Genomic DNA, 18879 nt, shown 5'->3' with positions numbered 1-18879 from the left:
CCAGGCCGGCCAACACAATCCACAGGTGATCTCAAATGCCTTCCACCCATACCTCGCTCGGCACCGCCCCGCAGCTCGACGTCGCCGCCGGCCTGGTGGCGCTGTTGTGTGACACCACCACCGAGACCCGCTCCGACCCGCAGTTGGAGGCACTGACCCTGGCCGTGGCCGCCGATCTGCCGGTGCTGCTCTGGGGCGATCCGGGGATCGGCAAGACCGCCGCGTTGACGCAGCTCGCCGCCGCACTGGACCTGCCGCTCACGACGGTGATCGCCAGCGTCCACGAGCCCTCCGACTTCGCAGGGCTGCCGGTCGTCGGGGACAATCCGGCGACCCAGGGCGTCCCGATGGCGCCGCCGGACTGGGCCGTGCGCCTGGTACGCGCCGGTCGCGGACTGCTGTTCCTGGACGAACTGTCGACCGCCCCGCCCGCCGTGCAGGCCGCCCTTCTCCGCCTCGTGCTCGAGCGGCAGATCGGCAGCCTGCGCCTGCCGCCCGGGGTCCGGATCGTGGCCGCCGCAAATCCACGATCCTCGGCCGCCGACGGCTGGGAGCTGAGCCCGCCGCTGGCCAACCGCTTCGTCCACCTGCAGTGGACCCACGACCACGAAGTCGTCGTACGCGGCCTGGGCGGGACCTGGCCCCGGGCGACACTGCCCCGGCTCGACCCGCAGCGGCTGCCGGACGCCGTCGCCTTCGCCCGGCGCGCGGTGTGCGGGCTCCTGTCGGCCCGCCCGGCGCTCGTGCACCGGCTCCCGAGCAGTGAGGCTGGTCGCGGCGGCCCGTGGCCCTCGCCCCGCAGCTGGGAGATGACCCTTCGCCTGATCGCCTTCGCCACCGCAGCCGACACCACTCGGGAGGTCCTGTCGATGCTGGTCAGGGGCACCGTGGGCGACGGCCCGGGACTGGAGCTGCTGGCCAGCCTGGACCGGATGGATCTTCCCGACCCCGAGATGCTGCTGGCCGACCCCACCGCCGCTGTCCTGCCCGAGCGCGGCGACCTGCGCCAGGCTGTGCTGNGCCCGGAGCGGTCGCGCTGGGACGCGGCCTGGACGCTGCTGGTCCAGGCGCTGGAGACAGGGGCCCCGGACCTGGTGGTCGTCCCCGCGTCCACCCTCGCCCGGCTGCGCCGCGAGGACTGGGACGTGCCCGCATCGATCGAAGGGCTCGCCGGAGTCGTGGCCCTTTCCCGCCGGGCCGACCAGACGGCGGCCCGGGTCGCGGTCGCGGGGAAGAGCCGGTGACGCCCGGACAGGCCGGCACGCTCGATCGGGACAAGCTCTTCACCGCCCGGCTGCACGCTGTCCGGGTTCGGCCCTACCTGGCGGCGGCGCTGTTCGCCCTGCACGTAGTCGAGTCCCGGCGGGTGCCGACGATGGCGGTGGACCGGCACTGGCGATGTTACGTCTCGCCCCTGTTCGTGGACCGGACCCCGGTGGAGGAACTCGCCGGAGTGTGGGTGCACGAAGTTTCGCACCTGCTCCGTGACCACCACGGGCGCGGCGACCGGGTCGCGCGGGAACGCGGGCTGACCGGACCGGGGGAGCGGTTGCGGATGAACATCGCCGCGGACTGCGAGATCAACGACGATGTCTTCGGCGACGGGCTGGCCCGCCCCGAAGGCGCCGTCGAGCCCGGCGACCTGCTGCTGCCCGAGGGACAGCTGATGGAGGACTACCTGCGGCAGTTCCGGCTCGGACCGCGTACCCAGCACCTGGCCTGGCTCGACTGCGGCAGCGGCGCCGACGGGCTGCAGCGGGAATGGGACCTCGGACCCGACGGCGCGCACGCCCTCAGCCCACAGGAACGCGACGCGGTGCGGTTCCGGGTGACGGAAGGCATCACTGCCCGACCGGGAAACGTCCCTCAAGGCTGGCGGCGGTGGGCGGAGCAGGCGTTCCATCCACCGCAGCCGTGGCGGGAGCTGCTCGGAGCCGCGGTCCGCTCGGCGGTCTCCGCGCCCGGAGTCGGCGAGGACTACACCTACGGCCGACCGTCGAGGCGGTCCGCGGGGGCGCCCGGCGTCGTCCTACCGGCGCTGCGGCGCAGGCCCCCACGGGTCTGCGTCATCATCGACACTTCGGGCTCCGTCAGCGACGCCGAACTGGGCAGCGCGCTGCTCGAGGTCGCCGCGATCGCCCGGGCCGTGGGCGGCCGGCGCGACCTGGTCACCGTGCTGCCGTGCGACGCGGCGGCAGAAGTCGTACGCACCCTGTGCCGGACCGAGGAGATCCCGCTGGTCGGCGGCGGCGGTACGGATCTGCGCGCGGGTTTCGCCCGCGCACTGCGAGACAGGGCATGCCCGGACGTCATCGTCGTGCTGACCGACGGGCAGACACCCTGGCCGAGTTCGCGGCCGCCCTGCCGCACCGTGGTCGGGTTGTTTCCCCGGGCCGGCAGGTGGAACGAGGACGATCCCGACTACGTACCCGACTTGCCGCCCGATTGGGCGCGCGTGGTCACCATCGGACCTGCTCCTACCGCTCGGTGAACCGCAGCTCCACGTCAGCAGATCGGCGTCGAGTTCCTCGAAGGATGCGGCTGCTGCGGTGCCGCGCATGTTGATCGCAGAGATCGGCTCGGCTGAGGTTGACTTCGGGTCTGTCAGGGATCACGGCGACGTGTTCCGCGCGGCCGGACCAAGCCACCGGATGCGTAGCGACTGGCGCTGTCGCCAGCGAGTCGCCGCGCGACGAGGTCCGGGGCGAGCACGGGCGCCGCGATTCCAGGTGGTGGCGCGGTTTGCTCAGCGTCGCGGCGCGGCTGTGTTGCATGCATCGTGTACATCGGAATCAGCAGCGCCGAGCGCTCGACCCCCGATCCCGGACGCATGAGGAGCGATGTGTGAGTAAGCGGGACAGTCGGCGACGAGATCGTCCGCGCAAGCAACGACCGGAGGCGCGGAGCGGCAAATCCGACACCGCAGTGATTCCCAGTGACGCCGACGAGAAGGAGAAGGCGACCGCCACATGGTTCGACCGGGTCATGGAGCGGGCGACGCATCCGGGATATCTCACGTACGCGCTGGTCTTCGGGGTTGTTCTGGTGGCTTGGAAATGGCCGTTCGCAGCGGTCGACCCGACGTCCGTCCATGGGACGATGCGCAACGTCGTCCCATGGATCATCGCAGGCGTCGCGGCGCTGTGTTTCTCGACGCTCACCGCGCTCCTCTACAGTTTGGCCCTTGCCGGCAGCTCTGAGGCGGTCAAGAAGTTCGCGGCCGCCGTGCTGAACCGGGCCGGTATCGGCGCGGTGCTGGGCGCCCTGGTTAGCATCCGCGTCGCGCCCGCGCTCCTCGGGAAACCGAATGACGGGCCCGATACGACTTTCGCGGACTACCTGAGCAACGCCGGAAACATCGTCACGATGTTCACCTTCATCTTCATCGCCACGACATGGCTCTACTCGCTCATTGCGCTTGGCAGTGCCACCGCCGCCTCCGTTCGGCGCGTCCAGTGGCTGCAGCAGTTCTCGGACAGTCTCGTCGTCCAGAGGGTAGTTCCGACGGCGATCATGTCCGGCATCAACCTGTCGGCGTTTTTCCTGGCGAAGATCGTTTACTTTGAGATACACCGCCTGTGACGGATGCACAAGGCCACGACGTGCCGTTGCGGCTGCTGTATCAGGTCCAAAGGTGCCAAGCCCTGCTCCGCCTCGGCGGCCGCCGACGCTGAGCCGTCGGTCACCCGGCCCGCCCCTTTTTCGCTCAAGGTCGCAATGGCGACAGGAAGTGTTAGGCCGCTCACCTACGCTCTGCTCGGATGCCCGCGGTGGAGGTCACGGCGGAGTCGGCCGGAGGAGTGTGGGCACATGCAGGCAGAGCGTACGGCTGGGCAGTTGCGCTTTGACCAGACGGTGACGATCAAGGCGCTGCCGCGGCCGAAGGTGGAACCGACCCGGCCAACGGACAGCGAAAACCGGGTCTGCGGCGATGAGCTGGTCTCGGCGTTGGACCGCCAGGTGTACAAGACTCCACTGTTCATGATCGACACCTGGGCGCGGGGGCAACAGGATGCCTTCGGTCAGCAGGGCCCGGCGATCGCGATCGAGAAGTCGTTCCGCAAGTGGGAAGGCGCCGCCCACCTGGAGATCGAGTCGCCGACGCTGCTGTCGAACGAGGGCCTGAAGCTGCACTTCAGCGTGACGGGCAACCCGCGGTACATGGCTCAGCCCCACGACCTGGTCCCGATCTACCTGGAGACGCCGACCGCGGACACGAAGAAGCCGGGCGAGCGGCAACTGTTGGTCGTGGTGATCGAGCCGACCTGGGACTACAACCACTGGGAGATCCGGGTCGAGTACACGCTGCAGCAGTTGGCCACGATCCTCAAGATCAATCCGAGTGGCCCGCTGACCGCTCAGACGATCACCCGGCGGTACCGTGAGCTGGGCCTGCGTGCACAGTGGCTCGGCGTGGCCGACCAGCAGCAGATCCAGGTCAACGGGGTACGCCACGAGAGCGGCGGGCTGGATCAGAAGGGGGGCTCCGGCAAGCTGCGGCTGGTCCCGTACACCCTGCTGGAACTGGCCGGCACCGAGAACCGGCGCAACACGTCCTGGAACATGAGCGAGAAGCTCAACAGCAGCCGCCCGGTGTTCAACACCTTCCAGGAGATCCTGCAGGGCGGCAAGGAGATGATGACCACCCTGGAGTGCGAGGCGGAGTACAGGCTCGCCCGCGAGAGCGACCTCGACCAGGTCATCGTCGCCATGAACAAGCTGCACGACGACGGCGAGACGCAGAAGCGGCTGGGCATCCTCAAAATGACCGGCGAGCAGAAGGTGTACGAGGACACCTACTTCGACCTGCCCAACCCGTGCGATCTGCTGGCCAACCGGATCGTGCTGCGCCGACGGCACCGCAGCAGTGACGCCGGGGGCACGTTCCTGTTCGCGCTCAAGGGCAAGACGTATCAGGACGGCGAGGGCCGACGGCTGCGCCTGGCGGCGCAGTGCCAATTGAAGACCACCGCGCTGACGACCACGACCGGTCAGGCGCTGCTGCGGCGGTTCCTCACCGACGNCCCGTGATCAACCGCCTGAAGCAGGAGGACGTCCTCCCGGCGTTGACGGTCGTGTCGAACCGGGACACGTTCACGATGACGCTGGCCGACGGCACCCAGATCGACTTCAGCGCGGACAAGGCCACCGGCCAGCTCGGCGACGGGCGCTCGGCGACCGTGTACAGCTTCGAGTTCGGGGTGGGCCACCCGGCCCTGACCCAGGCCGCGACGACCGGAGGCCCGACCACCGGAGGGGACGGCGAGACGACCAAGAAGGTCTCGATCAAGGACAAGATCGGCCAGTTCGAGGGCGCCGCGCCGCAGATCGTACGGCCGTACCACGTGCCCGCCGACCTGGTGAACCCGGCGGTGTTCAAGCAGCCCGACTACCAACAGTTCGTCAAGCTGCTGCACGCCGTCGTCACCGACGTGTTCCAGCTCGACATCAAGCATCTGGAACTGGGCGGCAACAAGGCCCACGACCTGGCGAAGCTTCTCGGTCTCATCTGACTCCTGGATCGTCACCATCGCGGACGTCGACCCTGCGTGCCACCAACAGCCCACCACGCGGCCGGCACGCAGGGTTGACGCTGCCGCCCCTGAGCGGTTGGTGCGGCTGTCGGCCCGGTCCCTGCCGTGCTCGGCACTGGACATGGTGGAATCGTCATTGTGGTGGGGGCATGCCACTCAGCGGTGTGATCGATGAGATCGTGTGCTGTTGAGCCCGGTCATGCGTCTCGGCGCTCAGTGGCGAGCAGTTTTCCCATCCGGTCGAGCCGGTCCAGGACGTCGTGCATCATGACGCGCAGTACCGCTGTGTCGGTGTCACGATCGGGCACCATCCGGCCGAAGGCGACCCCGTAGTACAGGGCCGACAGCACCGCCGGAGTGATGACCTCGGTGACTCCCGTGATGCGTAGTACCTGTCCGGCCGTGCCCTGATCGGCGATCAATCCGTGCAGCAGATGGCTACCCGTGGTCGCGGTCGACGAGTGCGCGGTCGCCTGGGCCGCGGCGGCGCTGAGCACCGCGTGGGTGCCGGTCGAGGCGATGGGCTCGGCCGAGGAGGGGGGCCCGGTCGGCCGGTCGGCTTGTTCGAGGGCGGCTTGGATGGTGGCGGTCCGGAAACCGAGTAGCTCAATGGTGTTGAGGACCAGGCTCTCGCCCTCGTTCAGGAACGCCCGCAGGAGATGGGTCGGCTCGACGGTGGCCGATCCGCGTGCGGTGGCCGTCTCCCACGCCTGGTGCAGAATGGCCGCGACGTGATGGTTGGCCGGCGGGTCCAGGGTGATCCCGGCCGGCTGCTCCACCGCGGCCGGGGTGTCGTGGGCCGCGCCCTGACTCCCGTCGAGGGCCTGGGTGAGGGCGGTCTGGCAGATCCTGGAGATCGGAAGGCGAGCCTCGCGCACCCGGTCGGCGAGGGCGTCGGGCAGATAGACGTTGACCTTGGGCACTCCCGGATCCTGCCACGACCGGCGCTGCGTGGCCCAGCGCCGATTGGGGCCCACCTCACTCTTGATCGCCTACAATTCCTAGGGGTACAGTGGGGTTATGCCCGCGCCGCTCACCTCTCGCCGGGCCCTCGACCAGGGCCGCATGCGCAGCGCCCTCTGTTGCCGCTGACGCTCCTCCTGCCCGCTCGCGCTCTCGACGCCCCGCATCCCGGGCCCCGAGCGCATGCCCGCGCTCTCCTGACGACAAGGCTGCAACGCCATGACCGCACACGACCCTGCCCAAAAACTGTTCGGCGCCGACGAGCTGGCCGCCGCCCGGACCGACCTGATCGCCGGCATCAACCAGATCTTCGCCGCGTCCGCCATGTCCGCCAGCGGGCACGGCAACATCAGCGTGCGACTGCCCGGCCACACCGACCTGCTCGTGGTCAACGCCGGGGAACTGCTTCGCCCGTGGCCCGCCTCCGACCTGCGTGTCGGTGTGCCCAACCTCCGCAGCGTCAACGACGACATCGTCGTGGTCGGCCTGGACGGCACCGTGCACCAGGGCTCACCCAGCCGGTCGGTGGCCGCGATCCTCAAGATGCACATCGGCGTCTACCAGGCACGACCCGAGATCAAGGCCGTCATCCACACCCATTCGCCGTACGCCACCAGTTACGCGCTCGCCGCGACTCCACTTCCCGCCCGGTACGAGGCGCTGCTGGTGCACGGCCAGCCGGTCGACATCCCGGTCGCGCCGTGGGCGCCTCGCGGGACCGACGAAGCCGTGCGGTCCATCGCGACGACGTTCGCGGCGCACCCCCGCACGTACGCGATCCTGCTCGGCAACCACGGCCTGCTCGTGGCGGGCGACAGCGCCGGGCACGCGGCCGGCCTGGTCGTCGCGATCGAGGAAGCGGCCGTGTCCAGCATCGGCGCGCAGCCACTCGGCGGCCCCGTGCCCTTCCCCGACCATGTGCACGACCTGAACCTGCGCCTCTTCTGATCTATCCCCGGCCGCATCGCAGAGATGAGTACGACCATGTCGATCCACATCCGTAGCCGCCGCGTCGCCGCGGTGCTCACCGTCGTCGCCCTGGCTGCCCCCGTGGCCGCCTGCGGGGGCAACGACTCCGCAGCCGCCCCCGGTGCGGACGGCCTGACCACCGTTCGGCTGGCCTCCGCGCCGCTGGGTCACCTCGCCCCTCTCTACCTCGCGCAGGACCAGGGCATCTTCGCCAAACACGGCCTGAAGATCGAGATCAGCTCCCAGGCCGATCTGGTCTCGGTGCCCTCGGTGCTGGCCGGCAAGGCCGACTTCGCCACCGGTGACCTCACCACCCTGCTCGTCGCCAGCTCCAAGAAGCTGGACGTCAAAGCCGTCGTGCCGGCGTCGGCGTCGAACGGCAGACGGGGCGCCGACTTCGGCGCGCTGGTGGTCAAGGGTGGCTCGGGCATCACCCGGGCCAAGCAGTTGGAGGGAAAGACCGTCGCGGTCAACATCCTCACCAACATCGCCGCGGCGGCGGCCCGGGAAGCGGTCCGCGCCGACGGCGGCGACCCGGCCAAGGTCAAGCTGGTCGAGATCCCGTTCCCGCAGGCGCCCGCCGCAGTCGGCTCCGGCAAGGTGGACGGCGCCTGGGTGGTCGAGCCGTTCCTGACCGCGGCCAAGGCGCAGGGTGCGGTCCCGGTCGGCTGGGGCTTCACCGACCTGGCCCCCGACCTGACCGTCTCGGCGTGGTACACCTCCGGCGCGTACCACCAGAAGAACCCGCAGACGGTCACCGCGTTCCGCGACGCGGTCCGGGAAGCCTACGCCTACGCCGCCGGTCACGAGGCCGACGTCCGCGCGAAGATCCCGACGTTCACCGAGATCAAGCCGGAGGTGGCCGCGAAGATCACCCTGACCGGTACGGCCGACACCATCAGCAGGGACGCCGCCGAGAAGCTGATCGGCTACGCCCAGCGTGACGGCCTGATCACCACCGCGCCCAACCTCGACGACCTGATCCTGCCGTGACCGTCCCCGACGCTCCCGCGGCGCCGGCCATCCGGCCGGCCCGCGGGGGGCGGCGACCCGCTCTCGGGCTTGTCGGCCTGCTGATCGCCGCACTCGGGTACGAGGTGGGCGCCCGCCTGTTGTTCACTCCCGAGCAGGTCCCACCCCTGAGCGCGATCATCCCCGAAGCGGGCCGACTGAGCGTCGGCGCGAAGTTCTGGACCGCGACCGGCCAGACCCTCACGGCGGTCGCGGTCGGGCTGGCGATCGCCCTGGCCGCCGGGATCACGGCCGGTTTCGCGCTCGGCTCGGTCTCGTGGGTCCGGCGCGCCACGTCGTCGACCCTGGACTTCCTGCGCCCGGTCCCGTCGATCGTGCTCATTCCCGTGCTCGTCCTGGTTCTCGACGTCCGGGAGATCACCGTGCTGCTGGTGGCCGTCTCGTGCTTCTGGATCGTGGTGTTCCAGGTGTTGTACGGCCTACGCGACGTCGATCAGGTCGCCGTCGACACCGCCCGGACGTTCCGGCTCGGCCGGCTGGCCCGCATCGCGCATGTCACCTGGCCCACCGTCCTGCCCTACCTCGGCACCGCGCTGCGCCTGAACGTCTCCATCGCCCTGGCCCTGGCCCTCACCGGCGGCCTGGTGACGGGCTCGGCCGGGCTCGGCGAGCTGATCTGGAGCAGCCAGGCAGGCGGCGAGTTCGCGGACATGTACGCCCTGGTGCTGCTCACCGGCGGCATCGGCATCCTCCTCGACCGGCTCGCCCGACTGATCGAGCGGCGGCTGCTGTACTGGCATGTGGCGACCCGCCGGGAGGCCGCCGCGTGAAGGCCGTCGGATACGCGCTCGCCCTGCCCGTCATCCTGCTGACCACCTGGTGGGTGGCCAGTGCGGAGAGCACCAACGTCTTCGCGCCGCCGCTGCGAACCATCGCAGAGGCGTTCGGCGATGTGTGGTTCTCCGGCCGGTTCACCCGCGACGTGCTGCCCAGCCTAGGCCGGCTCGCCGCCGGATTCGCCATCGCGCTGGCGGCCGGCATGGGCGTCGGATTCGTCGTCGGCCGCTGGAAGCTCGCCCGCGACCTGACGGCGCCGATCCTGGCGTTCTTCCGGGTGCTGCCCGCTCCGGTGCTGATCCCGGTGTTACTGGTGGCGGTCGGGATCGGCGACACCACCAAGATCGTCGTTATCGCCGCCGGCGCCGTCTGGCCGATCCTGCTCAGCACCGCCGACGGCGTGAGCGCCGTCGACGAGGTCGCCCAGGAAACCGCCGCGGCGTACCGGCTGCCGACCCGCACCCGGTACGCGCTGCTGCTGCGGGCGGCGACGCCGCAGATCTCCGCCGGCGCCCGGCAGGCACTCGGCCTGTCGATCATTCTGATGGTGGTCAGCGAGATGCTGATGAGCACCGACGGGCTCGGCTTCACCGTCGTGCAGTTCCAGCGCAGCTTCGCGATCCCGCAGATGTGGTCCGGCGTGCTGCTCATCGGCATCGTCGGTTTCATCCTGGCGAAGCTGTTCGAACTCGTCGAGCGACGCGTGCTGCGCTGGCATCGCGGGCACACCGGCCAAGGAGAACAGTCATGGTGAGCGATCACGCCCTGCTGCAGATCACCGGACTCCACAAGTCGTACCGGGCCAGGGAACGCTCCGTCGACGTGCTGACCGCCATCGACCTGTCGGTGCGCGACGGCGAGTTCGCCACCGTGGTCGGAACGTCGGGCTGCGGCAAGACCACACTGTTGAAGATCGTCGCCGGGCTGGTGCCCGCCACGTCCGGCGAAGTGCTGTTCGACGGTAGCCCCGTGACCGGGCCGCCGCCCGGACTCGGTGTCGTCTTCCAGGAGTACGGACGCAGTCTCTTTCCCTGGAAGACCGTACGGCAGAACGTGGAGCTGCCGTTGCGGCGCAACGGATCGAGCCGGGCGCAACGCCGGGGGACCGTGGACGAGGCCCTCGACGCGGTCGGCCTCGGCAAGGCCGCGGACGCGTACCCGTGGCAGCTGTCCGGCGGCATGCAGCAACGCGTCGCCATCGCCCGGGCCGTCGCCTACCGGCCGCGCCTGCTGCTGATGGACGAGCCGTTCTCGGCCGTCGACGCACAGACCCGCGGCGACCTTGAGGATCTGGTCGCCGGACTGCGTAGGCGCTTCCGGATGACCGTCCTGTTCGTCACGCACGACATCGACGAGGCGGTCTACCTCGGCGACCGGGTCATCGTCCTGGGCGCGTCGGTGTCCGGCGTCCAGGCTGACATCCCCGTCACCCTGCCCGCCGACCGCGATCAGATCACCACCCGGTCCTCCGCCGACTTCGGCCGCCTGCGAGCCGAGGTCTGGGCGCAGGTCCGCCGCACCCCGTTGGAGAAAGCATGAGTGAGTTGCGTTTCACGAACACCGGCGGAGGAGAGGGGCCCCTGTGGTCGTTCGGCGTGGGTGAGGTCGAAGTCTTCCCGATCCGGGAGGTCGACTACTTCCCGGAGCCGACCGAGTTCTTCCCGCAGCTCGAGTCGCAGTCCTGGACCGACGGTGCGTTCTACACCCGCGAGCCGTTCACCTCCGACGGTCGTATCCGGCTCAACCAGGAGGCGCATCTGCTGCGCGCGAAGGACCGGCTCATCCTCATCGACGCCGGTGGCGGCAACGGCAAGGCCCGCAACGGCGGCATCTTCGACCGGGCCGACCGGCCGTTCCTCGAGCAGTTCGGCCGCGCCGGAGTGTCACTCGGTGACATCGACATCGTCGTCTTCACCCACCTGCACGTCGACCACGTCGGCTTCGCCACCAGCGCTGACGGTCACGGCGGCTGGACACCCACCTTTCCCAACGCCCGTCACCTCGTGGTCCGCGAGGAATTCGACTGGTGGACCGGCCCGGACGGGGCGCGGGCGATGACCCGCACCGGTGACTACATCGCCGACAGCATCCTGCCGCTGCGCGACGCCGGTGTCCTCGACCTCGTCCCGGCCGACCACGAGGTGACGCCGGAGGTCCGGCTGGTGCCCGCCTTCGGGCACACCCCGGGCAACGTCTACGTCGAGGTCGAGTCGGCCGGGGAGCGGGCGCTGTTCGCCGGCGACATGCTGCACCACGGCGTCCAGCTCGAACGGCCCGATTGGAGCATCCGCTACTGCGTCCAGCCCGGCGACTCCGCGGAACAGCGCCGCCTGCTGCTGGAACGAGCCGCCGACTCCGGTGATCTGCTCGTTCCCGCGCACTTCCCGTTCCCGGCCGCCGGCCGCGTCCAGCGGGCCGAGCGTGGCTTCACCTACACCTTCATCGACGTCTGATGTTCATCGCCGACTTCCACACCCACCATGCCTGCCCCGACTATCCCGCGCTGATGCCGCACAACGCCACCGGGGAGCTGGCCACCCGGTGGGCGACGGCAGCCCGCCGGATCGCCGATCTCGACGACCTGCTCGTCGAGTCCGGCCGCTACGGCATCGACCTGCGTGTGCTCAGCGCCCCACCCGCCATGATCACGCCGTACGGCGAACGGACCGCGCCCGACACGATGCGTCGCCTGAACGATCACCTGGCCACCGTGATCGCCGACAACCCCGGAGGTCTCGCGGGCCTGGCGACCATCGACGCGTTCGCCGGTGACGCCGCCGCCACCGAAGCGGTCCGCGCGGTCCGGGAACTCAACCTCGGCGGCATCGTCGTCGACTGCGCCACCGACACCCGCCTGCTCGGCGATGCCTCGGCCCGACCGACCCTGGTCGCGGCGGCCGAACTCGCGGTGCCCGTGTTCGCCCACCCGATCAGCTCCGCGGTGCTCACCAAGGAGTTCGCCGGCCTGGGTCGACTCGGCACGTCCCTGGCCCGCGGTACCGCCAACGCCGCCGCGCTGCTGTCCCTCGTCACCGGCGGTGTCCTGGCCGAGCTACGCGGGCTGCACGTGGTGTTCCCCATGTTGGGCGTCGCCGGCCTGGCCCTGGCAGCCGCCACCGACGAGGGTGCGGTGCTCACCGCACAAGCCCCACCCGACGAGCGAGCCCACATCTACACCGACACCATGGGATTCGCCCCGGCCGCCATCGGATTCGCCACCGATCTGCTCGGCGCCGACCACGTCCTGGTCGGGGGCGACTGGCCTGTCGCCACCCGCGTCACCACCCGTGAGCGAGTCGAGTCCGCGCTGTCCTCGGCCGGTCTGGACGCCGGCACCGCCGGGCTGGTCGCAGGCGGCAACGCCTTGCGGCTGTTGGGACGGACACCAGTGCCGGCGTAGCCGGCCCGGGGGAGAGGTCAGATCACGGCCGTCGGGGCGCGGACCGCAGGGCCACATCGCGGTGACGAGGCGGTCAACGCGTGTACCTGAGAATGGCTTCGGGCGTCGGCGCAGACATACCAACTGACGTGGAAGCACTAGGCTGGCGCTGCGTTGAGTCATCACCTGGCTACGTTGGGAGGAGTTCCATGCGTACCACCGTCAAGGTCCTTGCCGCGTCCGCCCTTGCCGTTCTGAGCCTCGCCGCCGCCGGCGCCACCCCGGCCCTCGCCGCCGCCCCGGCGCCCTTCTGCGAGTCCGGCGCCTCGCAGTTCTACTGCGACGGCAGCAGCACCGGCACGACGACCTGGAGTATCACCTGGTACTCCGGCAGTGTCGGCGCCTTCACGACCGCCGGGTCGACTCTCTTCGCCGCCTGCCCGGCCAGCAACCTCGGTCATCCCGTGCGGGCCAGCTACAGCTACTTCGACGGCAGCACGACCCAGTACAGCGGCACCACCCAGTTCATCTGCCGCAGCGGCCCCTGGCAGTAGAGCCGTCCCGCGCCGGCGTACGCGTCACCCGCGCGTACGCCGGACAGGCTCCAACACCGGTGTGGGTCTTCCGGTAGATCAGCGGGAGCAGCCGGCGGTGCGGCGACCGAGCAGCGGATCGGGGCCCCGGTCGGTCTGAGCCTGTGCCGGAGCTCTTCGCCGGCGAGGTCGGGGCCAGCTTCCGCGCGGCGCGTTGCGGCCCGATCGTGGACGGTGCGCCGGGCCGGAGGCCGGCCCGGCGCACCCGTTCCGCGTCGTCGCGGGTCGCTCGTGACCGGTCAGGTGCGGCCGAGGACGGCGGTCACCTTGATCTCGACCCGCATGTTCGGTGCGGCCAGGGTCGCGACACCGAGCATGGTCCAGATGGGCGATCGGTCACCCATCCGCTTGCGGAACTGCTCGATCATGACCGGGGCGTGCGTCTCGCCGAGGACGTCGGGGGAGTCCGATACGTGGAAGGAGTCCACGGACACGACGTCCCGCCAGGTGGCCCCGGCCGTGGCCAGGGTGCGCTCGACGTTGTCGAAGGCCCGGACGATCTCCTCCTCGATCGAGTCGGGGAAGGCCAGTTGGTCGTCCCAGCCGCCCTGGCCGGAGATGTCGACCCGGTCGCCGATCCGGACGGCCTGGTGGTAATGCCGGTTCTCCAGCATCCACGGGCCGTAGCCGGGCGTGGCGAAGAACTGGGGCTCAGTCATGGTCTTCTCCTGTCTATGACTTCATGCTTGAAGTGAACGTAGCACGAGAATACTTCAACCATGAAGTGCTGTCGGCTGGGTATCGTGTCGACATGGCAACCCCCGCCACCCCTGGTCCCGGCGGCGACCACGCCGACCGGGCACTCTGGCTCTCGCCGGAGGAGAAGGACGCCTGGACCGGCCTGGCCTCGCTCGTCCTGCTGCTGCCCGGCCGGCTGGAGGCACCCCTGCAGCAGGCGGTCGGGCTGACCCTCTTCGACTACCTCACCCTCAGTCAGATGTCCGAGGCGCCCGACCGACGCCTGCGGATGAGTGAGCTCGCCTACCTGGCCAACGGCTCGCTGTCCCGCCTCTCCAACGTCGTCAAGCGGTTCGAGCAGCGCGGCTGGGTCGAACGTTTCCCCGACCCGGCGGACCGCCGCTACACCATCGCCGCCCTCACCGAGGCCGGCTACGAGGTCGTGGTCGCCGCCGCCCCCGCACATGTGCGCTCGGTGCGGCGGTACGTGCTCGACCCCCTCACCCCCGCCGACCGGCGCGCGCTGATGCGGATCGCCACCAAGCTCAGGGCGCGGCCGGTCGACCTCGCCGAGGAGACGCCCGGTCCCTGACGGCATCCACGTCAGGCCGGCGTCGTCGCGGCCGGGCGTGGGTGGGCGTACGCCGGGTAGGTGAGGTAGCCGTCGTCGCCGCCGACGTAGTAGGTGCCCAGGTCGGCGACCGCCAGCGGCAGGTCCGCCCGGAACCGCTCGACCAGGTCGGGGTTGGCGAGGTACGCGCGGCCGAGCGAGATCAGATCCGCCCCGTGGGCCAGCCAACGCTCGGCGTCGTCGCGGGTCGCCGCCACGGGACTGTTCGCCGCCGAGGGGTTGACGATGAGCGTGCCGGGCCAGGCCCGGCGCAGTCCGCGCAGCACCTTCTCGTCGGTGCCGGCCAGATGCACGTACGCCGGTCCGAGCCCGACGAGTTCGGCGAGCAGCGCGCCGTACACCTCGGGGATGTCGGTGTCGATGGCGTCGGCGATGCCGGCGCCGGGCGACAACCGCAACCCGACGCGGTCCGCGCCGATCGCGTCGATCGTGGCCGCGACCGCCTCGACGGCGAACCGGATGCGCCCGGAGACGGAACCGCCGTAGCGGTCGGTGCGGAGGTTGGCGTTGCCGGAGAGGAACTGCCCGATCAGGTATCCGTTCGCGCCGTGCACCTCCACGCCGTCGAAGCCGGCCTCGACCGCGTGCCGCGCGGCCGCCGCGATGGACTCCACCTCACCCGGCACCTCGGCCGTCGACAGCGCGCGCGGCGTCGGCACGAGCTGCGGTCCGGTCGGGGTGAACACGGATGTCCCGCGGGCGGCGACCGCGGAGGGCGCGACCGGCTGGTGGCCGGTCGTGTCCGGGTGGCTGATCCGACCCGCGTGCATGATCTGCGCGAAGATCCGGCCCCCGTTGGCATGCACGGCGGAGGTGACCTGCCGCCAGGAGTCGACCTGCGCCGGGGTGTGCAGGCCCGGCGTGAGCGGATTGGACTGCCCGACCGGGCTGGGGTGCACGCCCTCGGTGATGATCAGGCCGGCGCTGGCCCGTTGCGCGTAGTACGTCGCCATCGACGCGGTCGCGAGCCCTTCGGGGTTGGACCGCACCCGCGACATCGGGGCCATCACGAGCCGGTTGGGCAGCCGGAGGCGGCCGAGGGGGACACTGTCGAAGAGTGATGCCATGCCCTCACCGTAGAATCTGACATTGATGTGAGATGCAAGCTTTTGCGGGCGCGACGTGGCGGACGACACGGTGGCACGGAGGGCCGGTCTCGAGCGGACTGCGGCCTAGTGGAAGATCGCCAGCGCCCACATCTTGAGCAGGCGATTCGGTTCGTCCCAGCTCTCCACCTTGCCGAGTACGCGGGCCGGGAACGGCGCTCTGCCTTCCGGCAGCACATCCTTCTCACCGCGTAGCCCCTTGCTGGTGATTTTGACGCGGAGGTAGGCGTCACCCGACGGGTACGGCGCACGAAGGCGAACGTAGTCCCGGTCCGACTCGTCACCCTCGTCGTACTCCTCGAAGCGTCCGTCGATCGACAGGAAGAGTCCGCTGTCGCTCAGCCGGGCGCCTCCCTGCGCCACGTTGCCGAGTCGTCGGTGCGCATGGAGTTCGCCCGTCCGAAGGTCCGCGTACACGATCGCGTCCGCCCGTTCGAGCCGCTGCACGACCCGGCGGATCGCGGTGATCGGGGACTCCTCGGCCTCGTAGGTCTCGGTCCGCTCGCGGTCCCGGGTCCGACCGGTGCCGAGGCTGAACCAGCGGACCTTGACCTCGCCCCGGCCCTCCGCGCTCTCCCGGGTGTACTGCTCCACCTGCCTCTTGAGCGCCTGCACGTCGTGCCGGTATCGGAGAATGTCCATGACCAGCGTTTCGTTGAGATACATCAGCACCTCGTGGTCGCCGCCGACCTTCGGCCCGCCCGGGGTGCGGTGCCCGTCACGGACGTAGCAGACCGCGGCGGCGGCCAGCAGAGCCACACCGGTGGCCATGAGGATCCAGAACCAGACGTTATCGACAGCCACGGATCTCCTTGAATGCCTGCGACAGGGAGGTCGAGTTCGCGTCGACCATTCGGCCGCCGGTCACCCTCGCCGCCTGTCGCAACTCCACGGGGTCGGCCTCACCGAAGCGCACGGTGTAGGTGGGTATGTCCCGCGCCGCCGGTCCTCGGCCCCGATAGCTGCGCTGAAAATCCTCCAGCGTGGCCCCCGTGTTGTTCTCGCCGTCGGTCATCAGCACGATCGTGACCGGCCGGTCGGGGTCCGCCCGGGCCGTCGTTTCGGCCACGTCGTACGCCGCGTCGAGGGCCGACCACACGCCGGTGCCCCGATCGAACCGCTCGGTGGCCAGATAATTTCGCATCGCGTCCAGTTCGGATCGCCCGGAGACGGTGAAGTCGCGTCGGTCGAGCATCCGGGCGCCGAAACGCATGATGCTGAACGTCTCTCCCTTGTAGAAGCGCACGAACTTGCCGACGGTGGAGGGATCCGCGCCGCTCAACCCGGCGAAGGCCGCTCGCAGCGCGGCCATCCTCCGTCCCCTCATCGACTCCGAGTAGTCGAGTACGAAGATGACATGCGACGCCGACCGGGACCTCGGGTCGGCATACGCGGCCAGCAGGCGGTCGATGACTTCCTGTCGGTCGGGGAAGTAGAGCGTGTTCGTACCGAAGTCGGCAAAGCGCCCGTCCCGCGGCACCAGACTGTCCAGCGGACGGCGCGACGTCCGCTCCATGATCTCTTTCTGGGCCTTTTCGGACCTGAACCAGTCGACCGCCTTGTCGTACCCGTCGCGCTTGGTCGGGTCGAGCAGCAGCATGGGATAGTCGGCGAGGATGATGCCGTCGCGCGGATACAGGATCTCCAGGGGCTCGCGCAGCTTCCCGCTGGCGTTCAGGGACAGCAGAACGGACTCGTAGTTGATCAGCGCATCCGCGTCGCCCTGGTGGGCGACGTAGGTGTCGGCGAGCCGCCGCGACGTGTCCTCGGTCATGGATCGCCCGGCGAAGAAGCCGCGGAGCCGGTCGCAGGCGACATCCTGCTCACGCAGGGCGCCGCCGGTGCCCGCGGCGGCCGTGGCGACACCGATCAGGGCGGACAGGCCGCTGCCCGAGTGGCGCGGATCCGCCATCCCGAAACGCACCGTGCCCGCGGCCGACAGATCCGCCAGATCCGCCCAGGAGAGGTGCTGGTCCTCGACCGATCTCCGGAGCAGGTCGGCGATTGCGGGTTTGACCCCGACGGCCAGCGGCGAGAACATGAATTTGCTGCTGAGGGGGCGTTCTCCCCGGTAACCGGTCTGATTCAGTTTCAGCTCGAGATAACGGTCGGTCGACAACCACGCCACGTCGTGCCGATGTTCCCCGGACGCCAACGCGTTCGTCGCGTCCATCGTTCCCCGGTAGTCCATGACCAACTCGACGCCGGTGTCGCGGCGCAACTCACCGAGTAGCGGCCCCATGTCCGCCAGCTCGGACGACGCGAGCACGCGCAGGGTGACGTGCGGCGGCGACGGTGTGCACCCGAGAGCGAGGCCGAGTGAGAGGCAGACCGCGATGACGGCGAGCCCGCGCGGGTCGAGCCGCCTCATGANACGCCTGTGTCTGATCGTTCCCGTTCGCGTCGTCCCTCCCCAGGGCCGGCACCTCGATTCCGCGCTCCCGCAGCAGGGCGGCCAGCAGAGAGCTTCCGTTGTCCGCGTCGAGCACCCGGAAGCCGAGTTCGACCGCCCGCCGGCGCAGCTCCGGATCGGTACGCAACAGCTCGCCGAGCCGCCGCCCCCGGTCGGTGAGGGAGACGAACGCGGGCTGGGTCGCGAACTGGGCGGCGGGATAGAGGAGGACGCGGTCCCGGTCCGGCGACCCCGGTGGCTGCCGCAACTGATGAGCGAGGTACTGATGCTCGTAGATCACGACGACCGGTGCGATGCTGCTGCCTTCCGGCGCGAGGTACAGGGGGACGCGGTCGGCGGTGGGCGCGCCCTGCTTGCGGTAGAGCGGCCGGAGTTCCTCCGCGAGCGCGGTCACCTCGGCCTCCGACTCGGCCGGCCGCTTCTTCTTGGCGAAGGCGATCATGCCCTGATAGGTGCCGCCGGAGTTGGACCGGCAGACATCCGGGGTGTGGGCGAGCACCTGATTGCTGTTGTGAACCCCGTGCCGGGGCAGGCCGATCTCGTTCCAGGTCCGGCCCTGCTCGGTCAATCTGACGAACTTGTCGATGTCGAGCGTGTAGTAGAGCGGGTCGGCCGCACTCCGGTCCTTCGGAGTGACGACCCCGGCGTCCTGGAGCGCCTGCGCGTACGGGCGGTAGGTGGCGAGCACGATCGGGCTGACGAACGGGACGAACGCCTCGGCCTCCTTGTTCGCCGCCGTTCTCTTCTTGATGATCAGGTCACTGGCCGGCTGGCCGGACGGGAAGACGAAGTCGTACCTGTCCA

Annotated in this window: 18 protein-coding genes; 13 read left to right on the top strand and 5 right to left on the bottom strand. The window is 70.0% G+C overall.

Translation table 11 applies throughout. From position 1 onward, the window contains the following. The first annotated feature begins 35 nt into the window (after positions 1-35). The 4 genes from B1205_RS16285 to B1205_RS16265 all read left to right on the top strand — a co-directional run bounded on the left by B1205_RS16285 (position 36) and on the right by B1205_RS16265 (position 5513). Positions 36-1244 (top strand): AAA family ATPase, encoded by a 1209-nt coding sequence (locus B1205_RS16285; protein WP_089156384.1) that lies wholly within the window; start codon positions 36-38, stop codon positions 1242-1244. Further along, positions 1241-2491 carry a vWA domain-containing protein gene (locus tag B1205_RS16280; RefSeq protein WP_089156383.1) on the top strand — a complete coding sequence of 417 codons (1251 nt, stop codon included), beginning with the start codon at positions 1241-1243 and terminating at the stop codon, positions 2489-2491. The genes B1205_RS16285 and B1205_RS16280 overlap by 4 nt, the downstream gene beginning before the upstream one ends. A gap of 353 nt (positions 2492-2844) precedes the next feature. Further along, positions 2845-3582, top strand: a complete 738-nt coding sequence (locus B1205_RS16275; protein ID WP_140158071.1) for a hypothetical protein — start codon at positions 2845-2847, stop codon at positions 3580-3582. 1445 nt (positions 3583-5027) lie between these two features. Beyond that, complete coding sequence (locus B1205_RS16265) at positions 5028-5513, top strand: hypothetical protein (RefSeq protein ID WP_089156380.1); 486 nt, start codon at positions 5028-5030, stop codon at positions 5511-5513. A gap of 218 nt (positions 5514-5731) precedes the next feature. Here the strand turns inward: B1205_RS16265 and B1205_RS16260 are convergent, their stop codons facing one another. Further along, positions 5732-6457 carry a Clp protease N-terminal domain-containing protein gene (locus tag B1205_RS16260; protein WP_089156412.1) on the bottom strand — a complete coding sequence of 242 codons (726 nt, stop codon included), beginning with the start codon at positions 6455-6457 and terminating at the stop codon, positions 5732-5734. 259 nt (positions 6458-6716) lie between these two features. Here B1205_RS16260 and B1205_RS16250 point away from each other — a divergent pair, with 259 nt between their 5' ends. The 8 genes from B1205_RS16250 to B1205_RS16215 all read left to right on the top strand — a co-directional run bounded on the left by B1205_RS16250 (position 6717) and on the right by B1205_RS16215 (position 13208). Beyond that, on the top strand, positions 6717-7445 hold the full coding sequence (locus B1205_RS16250; RefSeq protein WP_089156378.1) for a class II aldolase/adducin family protein: 729 nt from the start codon (positions 6717-6719) through the stop codon (positions 7443-7445). A gap of 24 nt (positions 7446-7469) precedes the next feature. Further along, on the top strand, positions 7470-8459 hold the full coding sequence (locus B1205_RS16245) for an ABC transporter substrate-binding protein (protein WP_089156377.1): 990 nt from the start codon (positions 7470-7472) through the stop codon (positions 8457-8459). Then, positions 8456-9268 (top strand): ABC transporter permease, encoded by an 813-nt coding sequence (locus tag B1205_RS16240; RefSeq protein ID WP_089156376.1) that lies wholly within the window; start codon positions 8456-8458, stop codon positions 9266-9268. The genes B1205_RS16245 and B1205_RS16240 overlap by 4 nt, the downstream gene beginning before the upstream one ends. Beyond that, positions 9265-10029, top strand: a complete 765-nt coding sequence (locus B1205_RS16235; protein ID WP_089156375.1) for an ABC transporter permease — start codon at positions 9265-9267, stop codon at positions 10027-10029. Before B1205_RS16240 ends, B1205_RS16235 begins: the two co-directional genes overlap by 4 nt. Beyond that, entirely contained in the window at positions 10023-10814 is a 792-nt protein-coding gene (locus tag B1205_RS16230) for an ABC transporter ATP-binding protein (protein ID WP_089156374.1), read from the top strand. The genes B1205_RS16235 and B1205_RS16230 overlap by 7 nt, the downstream gene beginning before the upstream one ends. Then, the gene (locus B1205_RS16225) at positions 10811-11728 is read left to right on the top strand and encodes an MBL fold metallo-hydrolase (RefSeq protein ID WP_089156373.1); all 918 of its coding nucleotides are present in this window, start codon (positions 10811-10813) and stop codon (positions 11726-11728) included. The genes B1205_RS16230 and B1205_RS16225 overlap by 4 nt, the downstream gene beginning before the upstream one ends. Beyond that, the gene (locus B1205_RS16220; RefSeq protein WP_089156372.1) at positions 11728-12675 is read left to right on the top strand and encodes an amidohydrolase family protein; all 948 of its coding nucleotides are present in this window, start codon (positions 11728-11730) and stop codon (positions 12673-12675) included. Before B1205_RS16225 ends, B1205_RS16220 begins: the two co-directional genes overlap by 1 nt. Positions 12676-12863: 188 nt before the next feature. Continuing rightward, positions 12864-13208: a hypothetical protein gene (locus B1205_RS16215; protein ID WP_089156371.1), complete on the top strand. Its 345-nt coding sequence runs from the start codon at positions 12864-12866 to the stop codon at positions 13206-13208. A 278-nt stretch (positions 13209-13486) separates the two neighbouring features. On the opposite strand, the gene B1205_RS16210 is transcribed toward B1205_RS16215, so the two are convergent. After that, positions 13487-13906, bottom strand: coding sequence for a Rid family hydrolase (locus B1205_RS16210; RefSeq protein ID WP_089156370.1), 420 nt, complete (start codon positions 13904-13906; stop codon positions 13487-13489). A 92-nt stretch (positions 13907-13998) separates the two neighbouring features. Between B1205_RS16210 and B1205_RS16205 the strand changes: the two genes are divergently transcribed. Beyond that, positions 13999-14517: a MarR family winged helix-turn-helix transcriptional regulator gene (locus B1205_RS16205; protein ID WP_089156369.1), complete on the top strand. Its 519-nt coding sequence runs from the start codon at positions 13999-14001 to the stop codon at positions 14515-14517. 11 nt (positions 14518-14528) lie between these two features. Here B1205_RS16205 and B1205_RS16200 read toward each other — a convergent pair whose 3' ends face one another. The 3 genes from B1205_RS16200 to B1205_RS16190 form a co-directional block, all read right to left on the bottom strand. Next, positions 14529-15623 carry an alkene reductase gene (locus B1205_RS16200; RefSeq protein ID WP_089156368.1) on the bottom strand — a complete coding sequence of 365 codons (1095 nt, stop codon included), beginning with the start codon at positions 15621-15623 and terminating at the stop codon, positions 14529-14531. 105 nt (positions 15624-15728) lie between these two features. Continuing rightward, on the bottom strand, positions 15729-16466 hold the full coding sequence (locus B1205_RS16195) for a hypothetical protein (protein ID WP_217809820.1): 738 nt from the start codon (positions 16464-16466) through the stop codon (positions 15729-15731). Continuing rightward, complete coding sequence (locus B1205_RS16190) at positions 16453-18033, bottom strand: VWA domain-containing protein (protein ID WP_089156366.1); 1581 nt, start codon at positions 18031-18033, stop codon at positions 16453-16455. The genes B1205_RS16195 and B1205_RS16190 overlap by 14 nt, the downstream gene beginning before the upstream one ends. Between the last annotated feature and the right edge of the window lie 846 nt (positions 18034-18879).

Source organism: Micromonospora sp. NBS 11-29 (assembly GCF_002140155.1).
Taxonomy (GTDB): Bacteria; Actinomycetota; Actinomycetes; order Mycobacteriales; family Micromonosporaceae; genus Micromonospora.
This window is presented reverse-complemented; position numbering and strand designations above follow the sequence as displayed.